Annotated in this window: 29 protein-coding genes; all 29 read right to left on the bottom strand. The window is 40.0% G+C overall.

Features of this window, described 5'->3' with window-relative positions; genetic code table 11:
* Positions 1–86: 86 nt before the first annotated feature.
* A complete protein-coding gene (gene truA, locus OE105_RS12905; protein ID WP_338030912.1) occupies positions 87–845 on the bottom strand; it encodes a tRNA pseudouridine(38-40) synthase TruA in 759 nt (252 codons plus the stop codon).
* A gap of 24 nt (positions 846–869) precedes the next feature.
* Entirely contained in the window at positions 870–1667 is a 798-nt protein-coding gene (locus OE105_RS12900; RefSeq protein WP_275420557.1) for an energy-coupling factor transporter transmembrane component T family protein, read from the bottom strand.
* The gene (locus tag OE105_RS12895) at positions 1664–2536 is read right to left on the bottom strand and encodes an energy-coupling factor ABC transporter ATP-binding protein (protein WP_275420556.1); all 873 of its coding nucleotides are present in this window, start codon (positions 2534–2536) and stop codon (positions 1664–1666) included. The genes OE105_RS12900 and OE105_RS12895 overlap by 4 nt, the downstream gene beginning before the upstream one ends.
* Positions 2512–3351: an energy-coupling factor ABC transporter ATP-binding protein gene (locus OE105_RS12890; RefSeq protein ID WP_275422199.1), complete on the bottom strand. Its 840-nt coding sequence runs from the start codon at positions 3349–3351 to the stop codon at positions 2512–2514. Before OE105_RS12890 ends, OE105_RS12895 begins: the two co-directional genes overlap by 25 nt.
* A gap of 324 nt (positions 3352–3675) precedes the next feature.
* A complete protein-coding gene (gene rplQ, locus OE105_RS12885) occupies positions 3676–4053 on the bottom strand; it encodes a 50S ribosomal protein L17 (RefSeq protein ID WP_275420555.1) in 378 nt (125 codons plus the stop codon).
* Between the two features lie 48 nt (positions 4054–4101).
* Positions 4102–5046: a DNA-directed RNA polymerase subunit alpha gene (locus OE105_RS12880; RefSeq protein ID WP_275420554.1), complete on the bottom strand. Its 945-nt coding sequence runs from the start codon at positions 5044–5046 to the stop codon at positions 4102–4104.
* A 175-nt stretch (positions 5047–5221) separates the two neighbouring features.
* A complete protein-coding gene (rpsK, locus tag OE105_RS12875; RefSeq protein WP_275420553.1) occupies positions 5222–5611 on the bottom strand; it encodes a 30S ribosomal protein S11 in 390 nt (129 codons plus the stop codon).
* Positions 5612–5633: 22 nt separating this feature from the next.
* Positions 5634–5999, bottom strand: a complete 366-nt coding sequence (gene rpsM, locus OE105_RS12870; RefSeq protein ID WP_275420552.1) for a 30S ribosomal protein S13 — start codon at positions 5997–5999, stop codon at positions 5634–5636.
* A 24-nt stretch (positions 6000–6023) separates the two neighbouring features.
* Positions 6024–6137 carry a 50S ribosomal protein L36 gene (gene rpmJ, locus OE105_RS12865; RefSeq protein WP_003156543.1) on the bottom strand — a complete coding sequence of 38 codons (114 nt, stop codon included), beginning with the start codon at positions 6135–6137 and terminating at the stop codon, positions 6024–6026.
* 88 nt (positions 6138–6225) lie between these two features.
* Entirely contained in the window at positions 6226–6444 is a 219-nt protein-coding gene (infA, locus tag OE105_RS12860) for a translation initiation factor IF-1 (RefSeq protein WP_003178377.1), read from the bottom strand.
* A complete protein-coding gene (locus tag OE105_RS12855) occupies positions 6431–6751 on the bottom strand; it encodes a KOW domain-containing RNA-binding protein (protein ID WP_275420551.1) in 321 nt (106 codons plus the stop codon). The genes infA and OE105_RS12855 overlap by 14 nt, the downstream gene beginning before the upstream one ends.
* A gap of 143 nt (positions 6752–6894) precedes the next feature.
* A complete protein-coding gene (locus tag OE105_RS12850; protein WP_275420550.1) occupies positions 6895–7548 on the bottom strand; it encodes an adenylate kinase in 654 nt (217 codons plus the stop codon).
* 62 nt (positions 7549–7610) lie between these two features.
* Positions 7611–8903 (bottom strand): preprotein translocase subunit SecY, encoded by a 1293-nt coding sequence (gene secY / locus OE105_RS12845; RefSeq protein WP_275420549.1) that lies wholly within the window; start codon positions 8901–8903, stop codon positions 7611–7613.
* On the bottom strand, positions 8903–9343 hold the full coding sequence (gene rplO, locus OE105_RS12840) for a 50S ribosomal protein L15 (protein WP_275420548.1): 441 nt from the start codon (positions 9341–9343) through the stop codon (positions 8903–8905). The genes secY and rplO overlap by 1 nt, the downstream gene beginning before the upstream one ends.
* Before the next feature lie 32 nt (positions 9344–9375).
* Entirely contained in the window at positions 9376–9558 is a 183-nt protein-coding gene (gene rpmD / locus OE105_RS12835) for a 50S ribosomal protein L30 (RefSeq protein ID WP_275417195.1), read from the bottom strand.
* A gap of 13 nt (positions 9559–9571) precedes the next feature.
* Positions 9572–10072: a 30S ribosomal protein S5 gene (gene rpsE / locus OE105_RS12830; protein ID WP_275420547.1), complete on the bottom strand. Its 501-nt coding sequence runs from the start codon at positions 10070–10072 to the stop codon at positions 9572–9574.
* A 23-nt stretch (positions 10073–10095) separates the two neighbouring features.
* Positions 10096–10458, bottom strand: a complete 363-nt coding sequence (rplR, locus tag OE105_RS12825; RefSeq protein ID WP_275420546.1) for a 50S ribosomal protein L18 — start codon at positions 10456–10458, stop codon at positions 10096–10098.
* 32 nt (positions 10459–10490) lie between these two features.
* The gene (gene rplF / locus OE105_RS12820; RefSeq protein ID WP_275420545.1) at positions 10491–11027 is read right to left on the bottom strand and encodes a 50S ribosomal protein L6; all 537 of its coding nucleotides are present in this window, start codon (positions 11025–11027) and stop codon (positions 10491–10493) included.
* A gap of 32 nt (positions 11028–11059) precedes the next feature.
* The gene (gene rpsH, locus OE105_RS12815) at positions 11060–11458 is read right to left on the bottom strand and encodes a 30S ribosomal protein S8 (protein ID WP_275420544.1); all 399 of its coding nucleotides are present in this window, start codon (positions 11456–11458) and stop codon (positions 11060–11062) included.
* A 31-nt stretch (positions 11459–11489) separates the two neighbouring features.
* Positions 11490–11675 carry a type Z 30S ribosomal protein S14 gene (locus tag OE105_RS12810; RefSeq protein WP_275420543.1) on the bottom strand — a complete coding sequence of 62 codons (186 nt, stop codon included), beginning with the start codon at positions 11673–11675 and terminating at the stop codon, positions 11490–11492.
* A gap of 20 nt (positions 11676–11695) precedes the next feature.
* A complete protein-coding gene (gene rplE / locus OE105_RS12805) occupies positions 11696–12235 on the bottom strand; it encodes a 50S ribosomal protein L5 (protein ID WP_275420542.1) in 540 nt (179 codons plus the stop codon).
* A gap of 27 nt (positions 12236–12262) precedes the next feature.
* The gene (rplX, locus tag OE105_RS12800; protein WP_275420541.1) at positions 12263–12571 is read right to left on the bottom strand and encodes a 50S ribosomal protein L24; all 309 of its coding nucleotides are present in this window, start codon (positions 12569–12571) and stop codon (positions 12263–12265) included.
* A 36-nt stretch (positions 12572–12607) separates the two neighbouring features.
* Entirely contained in the window at positions 12608–12976 is a 369-nt protein-coding gene (rplN, locus tag OE105_RS12795; protein ID WP_275420540.1) for a 50S ribosomal protein L14, read from the bottom strand.
* Between the two features lie 43 nt (positions 12977–13019).
* Complete coding sequence (rpsQ, locus tag OE105_RS12790) at positions 13020–13283, bottom strand: 30S ribosomal protein S17 (protein WP_275417204.1); 264 nt, start codon at positions 13281–13283, stop codon at positions 13020–13022.
* Positions 13284–13300: 17 nt separating this feature from the next.
* Positions 13301–13501, bottom strand: a complete 201-nt coding sequence (rpmC, locus tag OE105_RS12785; RefSeq protein ID WP_275420539.1) for a 50S ribosomal protein L29 — start codon at positions 13499–13501, stop codon at positions 13301–13303.
* Positions 13491–13925: a 50S ribosomal protein L16 gene (gene rplP / locus OE105_RS12780; RefSeq protein ID WP_275420538.1), complete on the bottom strand. Its 435-nt coding sequence runs from the start codon at positions 13923–13925 to the stop codon at positions 13491–13493. The genes rpmC and rplP overlap by 11 nt, the downstream gene beginning before the upstream one ends.
* Before the next feature lie 2 nt (positions 13926–13927).
* The gene (rpsC, locus tag OE105_RS12775; protein WP_275420537.1) at positions 13928–14584 is read right to left on the bottom strand and encodes a 30S ribosomal protein S3; all 657 of its coding nucleotides are present in this window, start codon (positions 14582–14584) and stop codon (positions 13928–13930) included.
* 3 nt (positions 14585–14587) lie between these two features.
* Positions 14588–14929: a 50S ribosomal protein L22 gene (gene rplV / locus OE105_RS12770; protein ID WP_275420536.1), complete on the bottom strand. Its 342-nt coding sequence runs from the start codon at positions 14927–14929 to the stop codon at positions 14588–14590.
* 18 nt (positions 14930–14947) lie between these two features.
* Positions 14948–15226 carry a 30S ribosomal protein S19 gene (rpsS, locus tag OE105_RS12765; RefSeq protein WP_275420535.1) on the bottom strand — a complete coding sequence of 93 codons (279 nt, stop codon included), beginning with the start codon at positions 15224–15226 and terminating at the stop codon, positions 14948–14950.
* Positions 15227–15270 lie beyond the last annotated feature (44 nt).

Below are 15270 nucleotides of genomic sequence, written 5' to 3'. Positions count from 1 at the left end.
TCGTTTTTCAGAAAAACCCAAAGCAAATCCCGTAAATAATCAGTGAATAACGGTAGAGAAAATTTGTCAGATTGAAAATGTTTTTATCAAAAATTTTGTATGTCTTCCTTATAAAACACTTGATACAGGTAGAGCCCACAGCCTGGGACAGTTTTTCCCGCGAACTTCCGATCCTTCTTATCTAAAATTGTCGGTATTTCCGATGGGGCCCGTTTCCCGATCCCGACTTCGAGAACCGTTCCAACGATAATTCGTACCATATTATATAAAAATCCGTTGCCGCGAATTTGAAATACTAATTCATCCGCCTTTTCAATCACTTCAAATCGTTCAATCGTCCGCACCCGATTTTCCACTGTCGATTTTGCAGATGAAAAACTCGTAAAATTATGGGTTCCTAAAAAGTAGTTCATTCCTTCCCTCATCGCTTTCATATTCAGCTCATAAGGGAAATGGTACGAATAATTTCGTAAAAACGGGTCCCTTTCTTTTTTCAATAAAACGCGGTAATGATATTCCTTACCGATACTGGAATATCGGGCGTGAAATGTATCGGGTACAAATTGGACATCTACAATGGAAATGTCCGCTGGAAGTTGAGCATTCAATGCCTTTTGCCAATTCTCCACACGTAAATCCAATGGGCTATCAAAATGAATGACTTGGCCAAGGGCATGGACATGCGTATCGGTTCGTCCCGATGCATAGACACGAATCCTTTCGCCTTTATGCATTCGTTTTAAAACCTTTTCCAATTCTCCTTGAACAGTACGCCCCTGATTTTGAATTTGATAACCGAGGAAGTTCGTCCCGTCATAAGCGATTATACATTTAATCCGTTTCATATTTTTCACCTAAGTGATGTAATTTTACGTGCGGAAGATAAATAAAATTCCCCCTAGGGATAGAACAATAAGGATAACGATCGTATCCATTGTCCTCCAATTCAGCTGCCGATATTTCGTTCGTCCTTCTCCTCCACGATATCCTCTTGCTTCCATGGCAACAGCGAGTTCTTCCGCCCGTTTGAACGAACTAATGAATAACGGAATCAATAATGGAACGATCGCCTGTGCCCGTCTTTTTAGAGAACCGTGGGAAAAATCAACACCTCTTGCCATTTGCGCTTTCATAATTTTATCTGTTTCGTCCATTAACGTCGGGATAAAACGTAAAGCAATGGACATCATTAATGCTAATTCATGGACGGGAAAATGGATTTTCCTAAGGGGCTTCATCAAGCTTTCCATCCCATCCGTAATTTCAATCGGCGTTGTCGTCAATGTCAAAAGGGACGTAATGAGGATGAGAAAAAGAAAACGTAAAGAGATAAAGATTCCTTGAGTCAGTCCACGTTCATAAATTTTCAACCATCCAAAGTCTACTAAAACGTCCCCTTCTCGCGTGAACAAAATATGCAATAGGAAAGTAAAGACGATTAAGTAAAAAATAAATTTTAACCCATTGAATAAAAATTTTATTGGTATATTCGATGAATACAAGGCGAGAAAAGTGAAAATAGCTAGTATTCCGTAAGTAATAGCATTATTGGCGATAAAAATAATAAAAATAAAGATCAAAATTGCACATAATTTTGAACGGGGATCCAGTTTGTGTAACAACGAATTTACCGGTATGTATCGACCGAATATCATTTTTTCCATCATTGGCTTGTTGACCCCCGTTTCAAATATACGGAAATTTGTCGAGCTAATTCATCAATCGATAGGGTAACCTTACCGATTGACTGTTGTAATTTTTCTTCAAGTTTCAATTGAAAGCGAATCGATTCAGGTACATCAAGTCCTAGTTCAATCAGTTCCTTTGGTGATGAAAAAATATCCTTCGGGGTGCCCTTTTTGTATACGGTTCCTTTATGCATCACAATAATATGATCGGCATATTTCGAAGCATCTTCCATGCTATGGGTAACAAGAACAACGGAGATTTTTTGCTCCCTTTGAAGATTAGCGAACATCTCCATGATTTCCATTCGCCCTCTCGGATCGAGTCCAGCTGTTGGTTCATCCAGCACAAGAACTTCCGGTTCCATCGCTAAAACACCGGCAATTGCTACCCTACGCATTTGACCACCCGATAGTTCAAAGGGAGACTTGTCCATCAAATCTTCTGACAAGCCAACTTGCTGTGCCGCCTTTTTTGCCTTTTTCCTTGCTTTTTCTAAAGGCGTACCGAAATTTAACGGACCAAAACAAATATCTTTTTCGACTGTTTCTTCGAATAGTTGATGTTCGGGAAATTGAAAAACAATGCCTACCTTCTTACGAACTGGGCGGAGGTTTTTTTCTTTTATTCCAGCTTTGATTGTCACATCCCCAATGTGCACCTCTCCTACTGTCGGTTGCAATAGTCCATTTAAATGTTGCAATAAAGTCGATTTCCCTGAACCGGTATGACCGATGATTGCAGTATAACTATTTGGTGGAATGGTCACATTGATATCATATAGTGCCAACCGCTCAAAGGGAGTGTTTACGTGATATTTAAATTCTAAATTTCTTGTGCTAATTTCCATATATAATCCACCAACTCATCTTCTTGTAACATATCGGAAGGAACTTCACAACCGTAGTTTTTTAACATTTTTACTAGCTTCAATGTAAAGGGGATGTCTAATCCTAGTTGAATTAATTGGTCTTCTAAAGAAAAAATTTCATCCGGTGTCCCAATCGTAAATACTTGTCCTTCATTCATAACAATCAATCGATCCGCTTTTACCGCTTCTTCTAAATCATGGGTAATCGAAATAATCGTGACATTCTCTTTATTTTTTATTTCCCTGACCGTTTCCAAAACTTCGGTGCGCCCCCTTGGATCGAGCATGGAAGTGGCTTCATCCAATATAATTACATCTGTTCGTAATGCGAGTACCCCTGCAATCGCTACTCTCTGTTTTTGACCTCCTGACAGATGGTGAGGCTCTTGATCGAGAAACCCTTCCATTTTTACTTTTTTCAATGAATCCATTACGCGATTTATCATTTCTTCTCTCGGTATTCCGTGATTTTCTAAACCAAAAGCCACATCATCTTGAACGGTTGTTCCGACGAATTGATTATCGGGATTTTGAAATACCATACCAACAATATCTCGGATGTCCCAAATCGTCTCTTCCGTTAAAGGAAGACCCTTAATCCGAATTGAACCCTTTTCAGGAAACAAAAGGCCATTCATTAATTTCGCAATCGTTGATTTACCAGATCCGTTATGACCAACAATGGCTAGCCATTCTCCTTCATAAACGGAAAAGCTTACATCTTTTAAAGCATAAGGGGAATTTTCGTCGTAACGAAAAAACACCCGGTCAAATTGAATCATTTCCTTTTTCATGTTTCTCACCCTCAATCCTCTGCTTTGCTCATCTCTTCTAAAAACTCATTGATATTTTTTCTTCTATATAATAAAAAAGCCTGCACCCTTTTCCCATGCAGTCATTCAATACTTTCTGTCCAACTTTATATCGATCGATTACATGTGAAAAGGGCACCAGAGCTAGACGAGGTTTTTTCCCTCATCGTAACACTCGCTTTTTTGTGACGACGGGAGAATTCACAGATAATTTGGAACAACATTAATAAAAGAAAAGGGCAAAAACCAGTAGTTGTACTGTACTGCCCTCACTGTTTCCATTCATCCTGCGAAGCGTCCCTGTGATTATTCACTATCCGCTTCGACTAATTCAATAATCGCCATCGGTGCACCATCTCCACGGCGCGGTCCTACTTTGTAGATTCGAGTGTAACCGCCTTGACGAGATTGATAACGTGGTGCAATGTCAGTAAATAGTTTTTGCAAAGCATCTTTTTTCGTTTCAGAATCAGCAATTTCCTTACGAACAAAAGAAGCTGCTTGTCGACGTGCATGTAAGTCTCCGCGTTTACCAAGGGTAATTAATTTATCGACAACCGAACGCAATTCTTTCGCGCGGGCTTCCGTCGTTTCGATGCGCTCGTTAATAATCAAATCCGTGGCAAGGGTACGTAACATCGCTTTACGGTGATCACTCGTACGGCCTAATTTTCTATATGCCATATCGATTCCCTCCTTTATGATGTAATCTGTTTACGATTGGGTTTGTCATTAGTCATCTTTTCTTAAAGCAAGACCTAAATCATTTAATTTGGATTTTACTTCTTCTAATGATTTACGCCCGAGGTTGCGAACTTTCATCATATCTTCTTCCGTTTTATTCGTCAACTCTTGAACGGTATTAATTCCTGCACGTTTCAAGCAATTATAGGAGCGAACGGATAAATCTAATTCTTCAATCGCCATTTCCAGAACTTTTTCCTTCTGATCTTCCTCTTTTTCAACCATAATTTCAGCTTGTTGTGCCTCATCCGTTAAGTCCACAAAAATATTTAAATGTTCCATTAATATTTTTGCTCCTAAGGAAACGGCTTCCTTTGGACCGATGCTTCCATCTGTCCAAACTTCGAGAGTTAATTTATCGAAATCTGTCGACTGGCCGACACGTGTATTTTCGACAAAATAGGAAACCCTGGACACAGGAGTGTAGATCGAGTCAATGGGAATGACACCGATCGGTAAGTCTTCCTTTTTATTCTCATCCGCTACCGTATAGCCACGTCCTCTTTGTGCGGTCATTCTCATACGTAATTTTCCGTTTTTACTCAATTCGGCAATATGCAAGTCAGGATTTAATATTTCCACATCGCTATCGTGGGTAATATCGGCAGCTTTTACAACTCCCTCACCTTGGACATCAATTTCGAGCGTCTTCACTTCATCAGAATAAATCTTTAACGCTAGCTTTTTTAAGTTCAAGATGATTGTCGTTACATCCTCCACAACGCCTTCGACAGTTGAAAACTCATGTAGTACCCCATCTATCTGGATAGATGTGACAGCAGCACCTGGGAGAGAGGATAGCAGGATACGACGCAAGGAGTTACCCAATGTAGTTCCATATCCACGCTCAAGCGGTTCTACAACAAATTTCCCGTACTTGGCGTCATCATTGATCTCAACCGTTTCTATTTTAGGCTTTTCAATTTCGATCATTTTTTATTTTACCCTCCTTCAAAACGTCGAAACCCCGGCTAGATTTTTTCTAACCGAAATTCCCCCAACGAAATATTCCCGTTTGTGCACAATATTTTCTTTGTCCTAATAATTGGCAAAATACTGTATCATAACCCATTATAGACAATGATACAAATAATATACCTAGAACTCATTATACACGACGACGTTTTGGCGGACGGCATCCATTATGGGGTACTGGTGTAACATCTTTAATCGCTGTAACTTCTAAACCAGCTGCTTGTAAAGCACGAATCGCTGCTTCACGTCCAGCACCCGGGCCTTTAACGTTTACTTCTAACGTTCTCATTCCGTGCTCCATCGAAGCCTTTGCCGCTGCCTCAGCTGCCATTTGGGCTGCATATGGAGTGGACTTACGCGATCCTTTAAATCCTAAAGAACCAGCACTAGACCATGCGATTGCATTTCCATGTACATCTGTAATTGTCACAATTGTATTGTTAAAAGTAGAACGAATATGTGCTACTCCCGATTCAATATTCTTTTTTACCCGACGTTTCCGAGTATTCGTTTTACGTGCCATTCGATTTTACCTCCTTTACCGATTATTTTTTCTTGTTCGCTACCGTTTTTTTCGGACCTTTACGTGTACGAGCGTTATTTTTCGTATTTTGTCCACGAACAGGTAACCCACGACGATGTCGAAGACCGCGATAACATCCAATTTCCATTAAACGTTTAATATTTAAAGAAACTTCACGACGAAGATCCCCTTCTACTTTCAATTTATCCACAATATCGCGAATTTTGTTTACTTCTTCTTCCGTTAAATCACGAACACGCGTATCTTCGGAAATACCTGCTTCTTTCAAAATTTTTTGAGCAGTCGGTTTACCGATTCCATAGATTTTTGTTAAAGAAATAACCACACGTTTATCTCTTGGAATATCAACACCTGCAATACGTGCCATGTTGTTTAAGCACCTCCTTCAAAATTATCCTTGTTTTTGTTTATGTTTCGGATTTTCACAGATTACCATTACTTTTCCTTTTCTGCGAATAACTTTACATTTTTCACAGATTGGTTTGACTGATGGTCTGACTTTCATTTTGGTTTCAAACCTCCTTACTGAACGGAGTCAATTTTTTCTAAAAATCCAACCTGTTCCAACAACTTTTTGGGAAATCGTCATGCTTTTATTTATATCGATAAGTAATTCTACCTCTCGTCAAATCATAAGGTGAAAGTTCTACCGTTACTTTATCACCAGGTAAGATTCGTATAAAATGCATCCGAATTTTACCTGAAACGTGAGCCAATACCGTATGCCCGTTTTCAAGTTCTACCTTGAACATTGCATTCGGTAAAGTTTCCACAACCGTACCCTCAACTTCAATGACATCATCTTTCGCCATTTGGATCGTCTCCCTTCTCTTCAGCCAAGTACTCGTCTTGAAATTTTCTCAGTGCATGTCGGAGTTTATTGTTTGTGACTCGGCCAGTTTCAATAATACTATTTCTTACTTCGGGGGAAACATATTCAATCAATTCAATATGATTTATATTTTTCTTCTTAGGGCGGTCAAATTTCCGTTTCACCCCATCGGCAAGTAATACAAACCGTTCGTTTAAATGGTTGATGATCAACGCAAATTGACCGGCATCTCGACCTTTTTTTATTCGCACTACTCGACCGATATGCGTACAGGAATCAGGATCCATCAAATCAATCTCCTTCAATTCGATTCGGACTTTCCGATTTAATTCCCAAAAAGATATTATACAGTTTTCCGAAAAAAATTGCACGAGTTTTTCATGGACTCATATCGGCAAAGGAAAATGACTGGTTGTAATCTGTAACCAGCTTATTTTTGAATGTTGGAAAGAATTTTTTCAATATCGGAAAACACTTGGTCAATATCTTGTTTTCCATTAACCGTTTGTAATCGTCCCTTTTGTGCGTAGAAATCCAATAACGGTTGGATTTGCTTCCTATTCACTTCTAAACGGTTTTGAACAGTTTCAGCGTTATCGTCAGCTCTTTGATACAACTCGCCTCCACATTTATCGCATACCCCCGATTGCTTTGGAGGGTTGAATACGAGATGGTAAGTTGCACCACAAGATTTACAAATCCTTCTTCCTGTTAGCCGTTCCATTAAAACCTCTTGGTCGACATCAATGTGGATACAGGAATCGATCTGTTTATTTAAATCTGTTAAAATTTGTTCCAACGCTTCTGCTTGCGGGATAGTTCTCGGAAAACCGTCGAGCAAAAATCCATTTTTACAATCATCCTTCGATAATCGTTCACGGACAATACCAACTGTGACCTCATCTGGTACAAGTTCTCCTTTGTCCATATAGGATTTTGCCTTTAATCCTAATTCAGTTTTCTCTTGAATCGCTTGCCGGAACATATCTCCAGTTGAAATATGCGGGATATGATACATTTCGACAATTTTCTCTGCTTGGGTACCTTTTCCTGCTCCAGGTAATCCCATTAATATTAAATTCATCTGTTCCACCTTCTATATAAGGATTTCGGAAATCCCCCTTTGGGGGCTTTCCTTTCTTTCTCCTATTTAATAAATCCTTTATAGTGACGTTTTACCAGTTGTGCTTCTAATTGTTTCATCGTCTCTAATGCAACTCCAACAACGATCAAAAGGCTCGTTCCGCCGATTTGAACCGTAGATGGTAATTGGGCAAATTTCGTGAAGAATACAGGTAGAATTGCAACGATTGCTAAGAAAATCGAGCCTACAAAGGTCAATCGATATAACACACCAGTAAAATAATTTTGCGTTTGAATTCCCGGTCTAAATCCTGGAACATATCCGCCTTGTTTTTTCAAGTTATCAGCCAACTGTTCGGGATTCACTTGAATAAAGGCATAAAAATACGTAAAGGCGATAATGAGCGCTATATAAATGAGCGCACCAACAGGGTTCGTGTAATCGAAATATTTTGTGATCCAATTTGTTACCGGATTGCTACCGAAAAATGATGCAATTGTCGGTGGTGTAATAATAAAGGATACGGCAAATATAATCGGAATAACTCCTGCTGCATTTACCTTAAGTGGTATATGAGAGGCATTTCCTCCGACTGGGCTGCGTCCTGCAATTCGTTTTGCATATTGGATCGGTACTTTCCTTACCGCTTGTTGAACGAAAATAACCCCAACGATGATGGCAAGAATAAGAAGTATTAATAAAGTGACAATGATAATCCGGATGAACAATTGATCTCCAGCATTTTCAAATTGTTGCACATAAATTTGGTTAATCATCGTAGGGAAACCGGAGACGATTCCTGCAAAAATAATGATCGATATTCCATTTCCGACACCTTTGGCGGTAATCAATTCACCAAGCCAAAGAAGAAAAGCTGTTCCTGCAGTCAAAACTAATGCGATCAACAAGTAATTTCCAATAGATTGGTTCCTAATCAGTTGGCCACCAGCAAAATTGTTAAATCCATAGGACATTCCTAGCGCCTGGATAAATCCAAGTACTATGGTTGCATAACGCGTAACTTGGGCGATTTTTCTTCTCCCTACTTCGCCCTGCTTCGACCATTCTGTCAATTTTGGAACAACGTCCATTTGTAACAATTGCATTATGATCGAGGCAGTAATATAGGGCATGATTCCCATTGCAAAGATCGAAAAGTTTTGCAAGGCTCCTCCGCCAAAAATATTTAAAACACCGAAGGCATTTAATTCATGATCCAATTTAAGGAGTTCAGAATTGACCCCGGGAACTGGTATAAATGTGCCGATACGGAAAACGATCAACATAAACAGAGTAAAAATGATTTTCGATCGTATATCACGTACACGCATAAAATTGGAGATCGTCTGGAACATTAAATCACCTCGATTTGGCCGCCTGCAGCTTCGATCGCTTCTTTAGCAGCTGAAGAGAATTTGTGGGCTTTTACCGTCAATTTCTTTTCAATTGTTCCTTTCGCCAAAACTTTAATGCCAGCCTTTTCTTTCTTGACAAGTCCAGTCTCAATGAGAAGTTCTGGGGTAACTTCTGTTCCGTCTTCAAAGCGGTTCAATGCGTCCAAATTGACGATGGCGTATTCTTTACGGTTGATATTTGTGAAACCGCGTTTCGGTAAACGTTGGAATAAAGGCATTTGACCACCTTCAAATCCTGGACGAACGCCGCCACCCGAACGAGCATTTTGTCCTTTTTGTCCCCGACCACTCGTTTTACCATGGCCACTTGCTGTACCTCGTCCAACCCGTTTCCTTGTTTTTCTGGAACCTTCGTTTAATTGCAAGTCGTGAAGTTTCATAATTGGCACCTCCTTCAATTAGGATGAATTGCTTATAATTCTTTTACCGTTACTAAATGGGATACTTTATTAATCATTCCGCGAATCGCAGGATGGTCTTCTTTAACAACCGTTTGGTGTAGTTTTCTTAAACCGAGTGCTTTGACCGTTTCTTTTTGGTCTTTCGGCCGACCGATCAAGCTACGAGTGAGGGTAATTTCCAATTTATTGGCCACTGTTTTTCCCTCCTTATCCTAACAATTCTTCTACTGTTTTATTGCGAAGTTTAGCAACTTCTTCCGCACGTTTTAATTGTTTAATACCATCCATTGTCGCGCGAATCACATTGATTGGTGTATTCGAACCAAGCGATTTCGTTAAAATATCACCAATTCCAGCAAGCTCCAATACAGCCCGAACCGGTCCTCCAGCAATCACTCCGGTACCTTCATGAGCGGGTTTTAATAACACTTCTCCAGCACCGAAATGACCGATGACTTCATGTGGGATCGTCGTTCCCACCCTTGGAACTTCTACCAAGTTTTTCTTCGCATCTTCAATTGCTTTGCGAATCGCATCTGGAACTTCTTGAGCTTTACCTGTCCCGAATCCTACATGACCGTTTTTATCACCTACTACAACGAGCGCCGTAAAACGGAAACGGCGTCCACCCTTCACCACTTTAGCTACGCGGTTTACCGTTACTACACGTTCTTCAAGTTCAAGTTTATTTGGGTCAATGCGACGCATGTCTTTTTTCCCTCCTTTTTCGTTTAAAATTCTAGACCGTTTTCCCTTGCAGCATCTGCCAATGATTTTACACGACCGTGGTATAAATAACCGCTACGATCGAATACGACGACTTTATATCCTTTTTCAATTGCTCGTTTCGCAATTAATTCTCCTACTTTTGCTGCAGCTTCTTTATTCCCAGTTGAATCGATGTCAAATTCTTTATCTAAAGAAGATGCGCTTACTAACGTAACGCCCTTCGTATCATCGATTAATTGTGCATATATATGTTTATTGGAACGGAAAATACTGAGTCTCGGACGTTCAGCAGTACCTGAAATTTTAGAGCGTACACGCATATGTCTTTTTTTCCGAATTGCATTTTTATCCGGCTTAGTAATCACGATTGTCACTCCTTTCTATACGAACTCATGGTCTATTTACCAGTTTTACCTTCTTTACGACGTACATATTCTCCTTCGTAGCGAATTCCTTTTCCTTTGTACGGTTCAGGCGGACGTACATCACGGATGTTCGCTGCTAATGCCCCTACTTTTTCTTTATCGATTCCTTTTACAACAACTTTTGTGTTCGAAGGTACGTCAATTTCCAAACCATTTTCCGGTTCGATTTCTACCGGATGAGAATAACCAACGTTTAATACGAGATTTTTCCCTTTTTTTTGGGCACGGTATCCAACCCCGATTAATTCAAGAGTTTTTTCAAATCCTTTCGAAACACCTTCGATCATATTTGCTAATACTGCACGGGTTGTTCCGTGAAGTGCGCGATGTTCCTTCGAATCAGAATGACGAGTGACAGTTACTAAATTATTTTCAACAGAAATATTTATATCTTTATTGAACTCGCGTGAAAGTTCACCCTTTGGTCCTTTTACGGTAACGAGATTCCCCTGTACGTTAATAGTTACACCTTGAGGAATTTCGATTGGTTTTTTCCCAATACGAGACATGTCTAATTCCACCTCCTGTCATGACAAATATTTTACCAGATATATGCGATAACTTCTCCACCAATTTTTTGAGCCCGTGCTTCTTTATCGGTGAGCAGTCCTTTTGATGTCGAAATGATTGCAATACCCAAGCCGTTCAACACTTTCGGTACTTCGTTCGCCTTAGCGTATACACGTAATCCAGGTTTGCTAATCCGTTTCAGGCCTGTAATGACCCTTTCGTTGTTCGGACCGTATTTAAGAAAAATACGGATAATGCCTTGTTTATTGTCATCTATATATTCAACGTCACGAATGAAGCCTTCTCTTTTTAAAATCTCAACGATTTCCCTTTTCATTTTCGATGAGGAAACTTCAAGGCTTTCGTGTCGCACCATATTTGCATTACGAATACGTGTCAAAAGATCTGCAATAGGATCTGTCATTACCATATTGTGTTTACCTCCTTCCCGATATTGAATATTACCAACTGGATTTTTTCACGCCAGGGATTTGACCTTTATATGCCAACTCGCGAAAACAAATCCGACATAGTTTGAATTTCCGGTACACCGAGTGGGGACGTCCACAGCGTTCACAACGGGTATATTCACGAACTTTAAATTTTTGCGGACGTTTTTGTTTAGCGATCATGGATTTCTTAGCCACGTTTTCCCCTCCTTTATTAATTATTTTTGAAACGGCATCCCTAATTGGGTGAGTAGTTCTCGGGATTCTTCATCTGTTTTTGCGGTAGTGACGATAACGATATCCATACCACGTACTTTGTTAACTTTATCATAATCGATTTCAGGGAAAATCAACTGTTCTCGAATACCTAATGTATAATTTCCCCTTCCATCGAAAGCGTTTTTCGAAACCCCATGAAAATCACGTACCCGAGGTAAAGATACCGATACAAGTTTATCAAGGAAATCATACATACGATCTCCGCGTAATGTAACCTTTGCACCAATGGGCATTCCTTCTCGAAGTCGGAATCCTGCAATCGATTTTTTCGCTCTCGTCACAACAGGTTTTTGACCACTGATTAATGTCAATTCTTCTACAGCATCATCTAATGCTTTGGCATTTTGCACCGCATCTCCAACACCCATGTTCACTACAATTTTTTCTATTTTTGGTACTTGCATGACAGACTTGTAATTAAATTTTTTCATTAAACTCGGTGTAACTTCTTTAATGTATTTCTCTTTTAGGCGGTTCATGTGCAATACCTCCTTTCATCCCAACAATTAGTCTAATACCGCTCCGGATTTTTTCGCTATTCGAACCTTTTTACCGTCAACGACTTTATATCCTACTCGAGTAGGTTCACCGGTTTTTGGATCAATTGGCATTACATTGGATACGTGAATCGGTGCCTCCATATTGATAATCCCTCCTTGAGGGTTATCTTGGGAAGGTTTCGCGTGTTTTTTTACAATGTTTACACCTTCAACGACCACTCGGTTTTTTTTCGGATAAGCAGCTAAAATCACGCCTGTTTTCCCTTTATCTTTACCAGAGATGACTTTTACTTTATCACCTTTTTTAACATGCATATTTCGCACCTCCTTACAAGGCTTTCACTCATTTAATTAAAGTACTTCAGGAGCTAAGGATACAATTTTCATAAAGTTTTTATCCCGGAGTTCACGAGCTACTGGTCCGAAAATACGGGTACCCCGTGGACTTTTGTCTTCACGAATAATGACACAAGCATTTTCATCGAAGCGAATGTACGTGCCATCGCTACGACGAACACCTCGTTTTGTACGAACAACAACGGCCTTCACTATATCGCCTTTCTTAACAACGCCACCTGGTGTTGCTTGTTTGACTGTGCCCACAATTATATCTCCAACATTTGCATATTTTCTCCCGGAACCACCTAGTACTTTAATCGTTAAAAGTTCGCGGGCACCGGAGTTATCAGCAACTTTCAAACGTGTTTCCTGTTGTATCAATGAAAAAACCTCCTTTCGGAATCAACCTGTACTTAAAAGAAGCTTAAATAATAACAGCTTTTTCGACGATTTCCACTAAACGGAAACGCTTTGTAGCAGAAAGTGGACGGGTTTCCATAATCCGTACAATATCTCCTACTTTTGCTTCGTTATGTTCGTCATGAGCTTTAAATTTTTTCGAATATTTTACCCGTTTACCATAAAGAGGATGTTTTTTATAAGTTTCGATCATAACGGTAATTGTTTTATCCATTTTATCCGAAACGACGCGGCCAGTATAAACTTTCCGTTGATTACGTTCAGCCATTATAATACCTCCTTCCTTTATTTATTGATTCCAATTTCTCTTTCGCGAATAACGGTCTTCATCCGAGCAATCGATTTACGTACTTCACGAATTCGAGCTGTATTTTCAAGTTGACCTGTCGCCAATTGGAAGCGGAGGTTAAATAATTCTTCTTTCAAAGACTTAATTTTTTCTTCGATTTCGGCAGTGGTTAGTTCGCGTATTTCTTTAGCCTTCATTTACTTCACCACCAGTTTCTTCTCTTTTTACAAATTTACATTTGATTGGAAGTTTGTGTGAAGCTAATCGTAACGCTTCACGAGCCACCTCTTCTGGTACACCTGCAACTTCAAACATCACTTTTCCAGGTTTTACGACAGCTACCCAACCTTCTGGAGAACCTTTACCGGAACCCATCCGGACTTCTAGTGGTTTTGCTGTATATGGTTTGTGAGGGAAAATCTTGATCCATACTTTCCCACCACGTTTCATATAACGGGTCATCGCGATCCGCGCAGCTTCAATTTGACGACTCGTAATCCAAGATGCTTCTAATGCTTGCAATCCGTATTCTCCGAACGAGACCGTCGTACCGCCTTTTGCCCGACCGCGCATTTTACCGCGATGTTCCCGGCGGTATTTTACTCGTTTTGGCATCAACATGATTAGTTTCCTCCTTCCCCGGATTTTTTCTTAGCAGGAAGAACTTCTCCTCGATAAATCCATACTTTTACACCCAATTTTCCATAAGTCGTGTCTGCTTCAGCATGGGCATAATCGATATCTGCACGAAGTGTATGGAGCGGAACTGTTCCTTCACTATAATGTTCAGAACGTGCAATATCTGCTCCACCAAGTCGTCCAGAAACCATCGTTTTAATACCCTTGGCACCAGCACGCATCGTTCTTTGGATTGCTTGTTTTTGTGCACGGCGGAAGGAAACCCGATTTTCCAATTGTCGTGCAATGTTCTCAGCAACTAATTTGGCATCGAGGTCTGCCTTTTTAATTTCAACAATGTTAATATGAACTTTCTTCCCTGTCAAATCATTTAAAGCTTTTCGAAGTGCTTCTACTTCCGATCCACCTTTTCCAATAACCATTCCTGGTTTTGCAGTGTTAATGGTAATATTTACACGGTTTGCAGCCCGTTCGATTTCAATTCCAGATACAGATGCATCTTTTAAACGGTTTTCGATAAATTCACGAATTTTAATATCTTCGTGTAAAAGATCAGCATAGTCTTTTTCCGCGTACCATCTAGATTCCCAATCACGGATGATCCCGATACGCAAGCCGATTGGAGATACTTTTTGACCCACTCATTATCCCTCCTTTTTTTCTGATACAACAATGGTAATATGGCTCGTTCTTTTGTTGATTTGTGATGCACGACCTTGTGCACGGGGACGAAAACGTTTCAATGTCGGACCCTCATCAACAAATGCTTTGGAAATGAATAATTTATTTACATCCATTTCATAATTGTGTTCTGCGTTTGCAATTGCGGATTTTAATACTTTTTCAACGATTGGGGAAGCTGCCTTCGGCGTGAATTTCAAAATAGCAATCGCTTCTCCCACTTGCTTTCCTCGAATCAAATCAACGACTAAGCGAGCCTTCCGAGGTGCAATGCGAACTGTTCTCGCAACAGCTTTTGCTTCCATGGATTTGCCCTCCTCTCATTAACGTCTTGTTTTCTTGTCGTCACCAGCGTGGCCTTTGAAAGTTCTTGTCGGAGCGAATTCACCGAGCTTATGACCAACCATATCTTCAGAAATATATACCGGAACATGTTTCCGCCCGTCATAAACAGCGATCGTATGACCGATAAATGCTGGAAATATTGTTGAACGACGAGACCAAGTTTTAATTACTTGTTTTTTTCCACTTTTATTTAATGCTTCAATTTTTTTCATTAAATGATCGTCCACAAAAGGTCCTTTTTTCAAGCTACGACCCATTTTTGAACCTCCCTTCGTGATTGCCCTACGGTTCTATTTATGAA

The sequence above is a fragment of the Fervidibacillus halotolerans genome (assembly GCF_026547205.1).
GTDB classification, from domain to species: domain Bacteria; phylum Bacillota; class Bacilli; order Bacillales; family Caldibacillaceae; genus Fervidibacillus; species Fervidibacillus halotolerans.
This window is presented reverse-complemented; position numbering and strand designations above follow the sequence as displayed.

Coding starts and splice junctions, on each gene's coding strand:
- truA (WP_338030912.1), bottom strand. CDS start 845: ATGAAACGGATTAAATGTATAATCGCTTATGACGGGACGAACTTCCTC.
- OE105_RS12900 (WP_275420557.1), bottom strand. CDS start 1,667: ATGATGGAAAAAATGATATTCGGTCGATACATACCGGTAAATTCGTTG.
- OE105_RS12895 (WP_275420556.1), bottom strand. CDS start 2,536: ATGGAAATTAGCACAAGAAATTTAGAATTTAAATATCACGTAAACACT.
- OE105_RS12890 (WP_275422199.1), bottom strand. CDS start 3,351: ATGAAAAAGGAAATGATTCAATTTGACCGGGTGTTTTTTCGTTACGAC.
- rplQ (WP_275420555.1), bottom strand. CDS start 4,053: ATGGCATATAGAAAATTAGGCCGTACGAGTGATCACCGTAAAGCGATG.
- OE105_RS12880 (WP_275420554.1), bottom strand. CDS start 5,046: ATGATCGAAATTGAAAAGCCTAAAATAGAAACGGTTGAGATCAATGAT.
- rpsK (WP_275420553.1), bottom strand. CDS start 5,611: ATGGCACGTAAAACGAATACTCGGAAACGTCGGGTAAAAAAGAATATT.
- rpsM (WP_275420552.1), bottom strand. CDS start 5,999: ATGGCACGTATTGCAGGTGTTGATATTCCAAGAGATAAACGTGTGGTT.
- rpmJ (WP_003156543.1), bottom strand. CDS start 6,137: ATGAAAGTCAGACCATCAGTCAAACCAATCTGTGAAAAATGTAAAGTT.
- infA (WP_003178377.1), bottom strand. CDS start 6,444: ATGGCGAAAGATGATGTCATTGAAGTTGAGGGTACGGTTGTGGAAACT.
- OE105_RS12855 (WP_275420551.1), bottom strand. CDS start 6,751: ATGGATCCTGATTCCTGTACGCATATCGGTCGAGTAGTGCGAATAAAA.
- OE105_RS12850 (WP_275420550.1), bottom strand. CDS start 7,548: ATGAATTTAATATTAATGGGATTACCTGGAGCAGGAAAAGGTACCCAA.
- secY (WP_275420549.1), bottom strand. CDS start 8,903: ATGTTCCAGACGATCTCCAATTTTATGCGTGTACGTGATATACGATCG.
- rplO (WP_275420548.1), bottom strand. CDS start 9,343: ATGAAACTTCACGACTTGCAATTAAACGAAGGTTCCAGAAAAACAAGG.
- rpsE (WP_275420547.1), bottom strand. CDS start 10,072: ATGCGTCGCATTGACCCAAATAAACTTGAACTTGAAGAACGTGTAGTA.
- rplF (WP_275420545.1), bottom strand. CDS start 11,027: ATGTCTCGTATTGGGAAAAAACCAATCGAAATTCCTCAAGGTGTAACT.
- rpsH (WP_275420544.1), bottom strand. CDS start 11,458: ATGGTAATGACAGATCCTATTGCAGATCTTTTGACACGTATTCGTAAT.
- rplE (WP_275420542.1), bottom strand. CDS start 12,235: ATGAACCGCCTAAAAGAGAAATACATTAAAGAAGTTACACCGAGTTTA.
- rplX (WP_275420541.1), bottom strand. CDS start 12,571: ATGCATGTTAAAAAAGGTGATAAAGTAAAAGTCATCTCTGGTAAAGAT.
- rpsQ (WP_275417204.1), bottom strand. CDS start 13,283: ATGGCTGAACGTAATCAACGGAAAGTTTATACTGGCCGCGTCGTTTCG.
- rpmC (WP_275420539.1), bottom strand. CDS start 13,501: ATGAAGGCTAAAGAAATACGCGAACTAACCACTGCCGAAATCGAAGAA.
- rplP (WP_275420538.1), bottom strand. CDS start 13,925: ATGTTGATGCCAAAACGAGTAAAATACCGCCGGGAACATCGCGGTAAA.
- rplV (WP_275420536.1), bottom strand. CDS start 14,929: ATGGAAGCAAAAGCTGTTGCGAGAACAGTTCGCATTGCACCTCGGAAG.
- rpsS (WP_275420535.1), bottom strand. CDS start 15,226: ATGGGTCGTAGCTTGAAAAAAGGACCTTTTGTGGACGATCATTTAATG.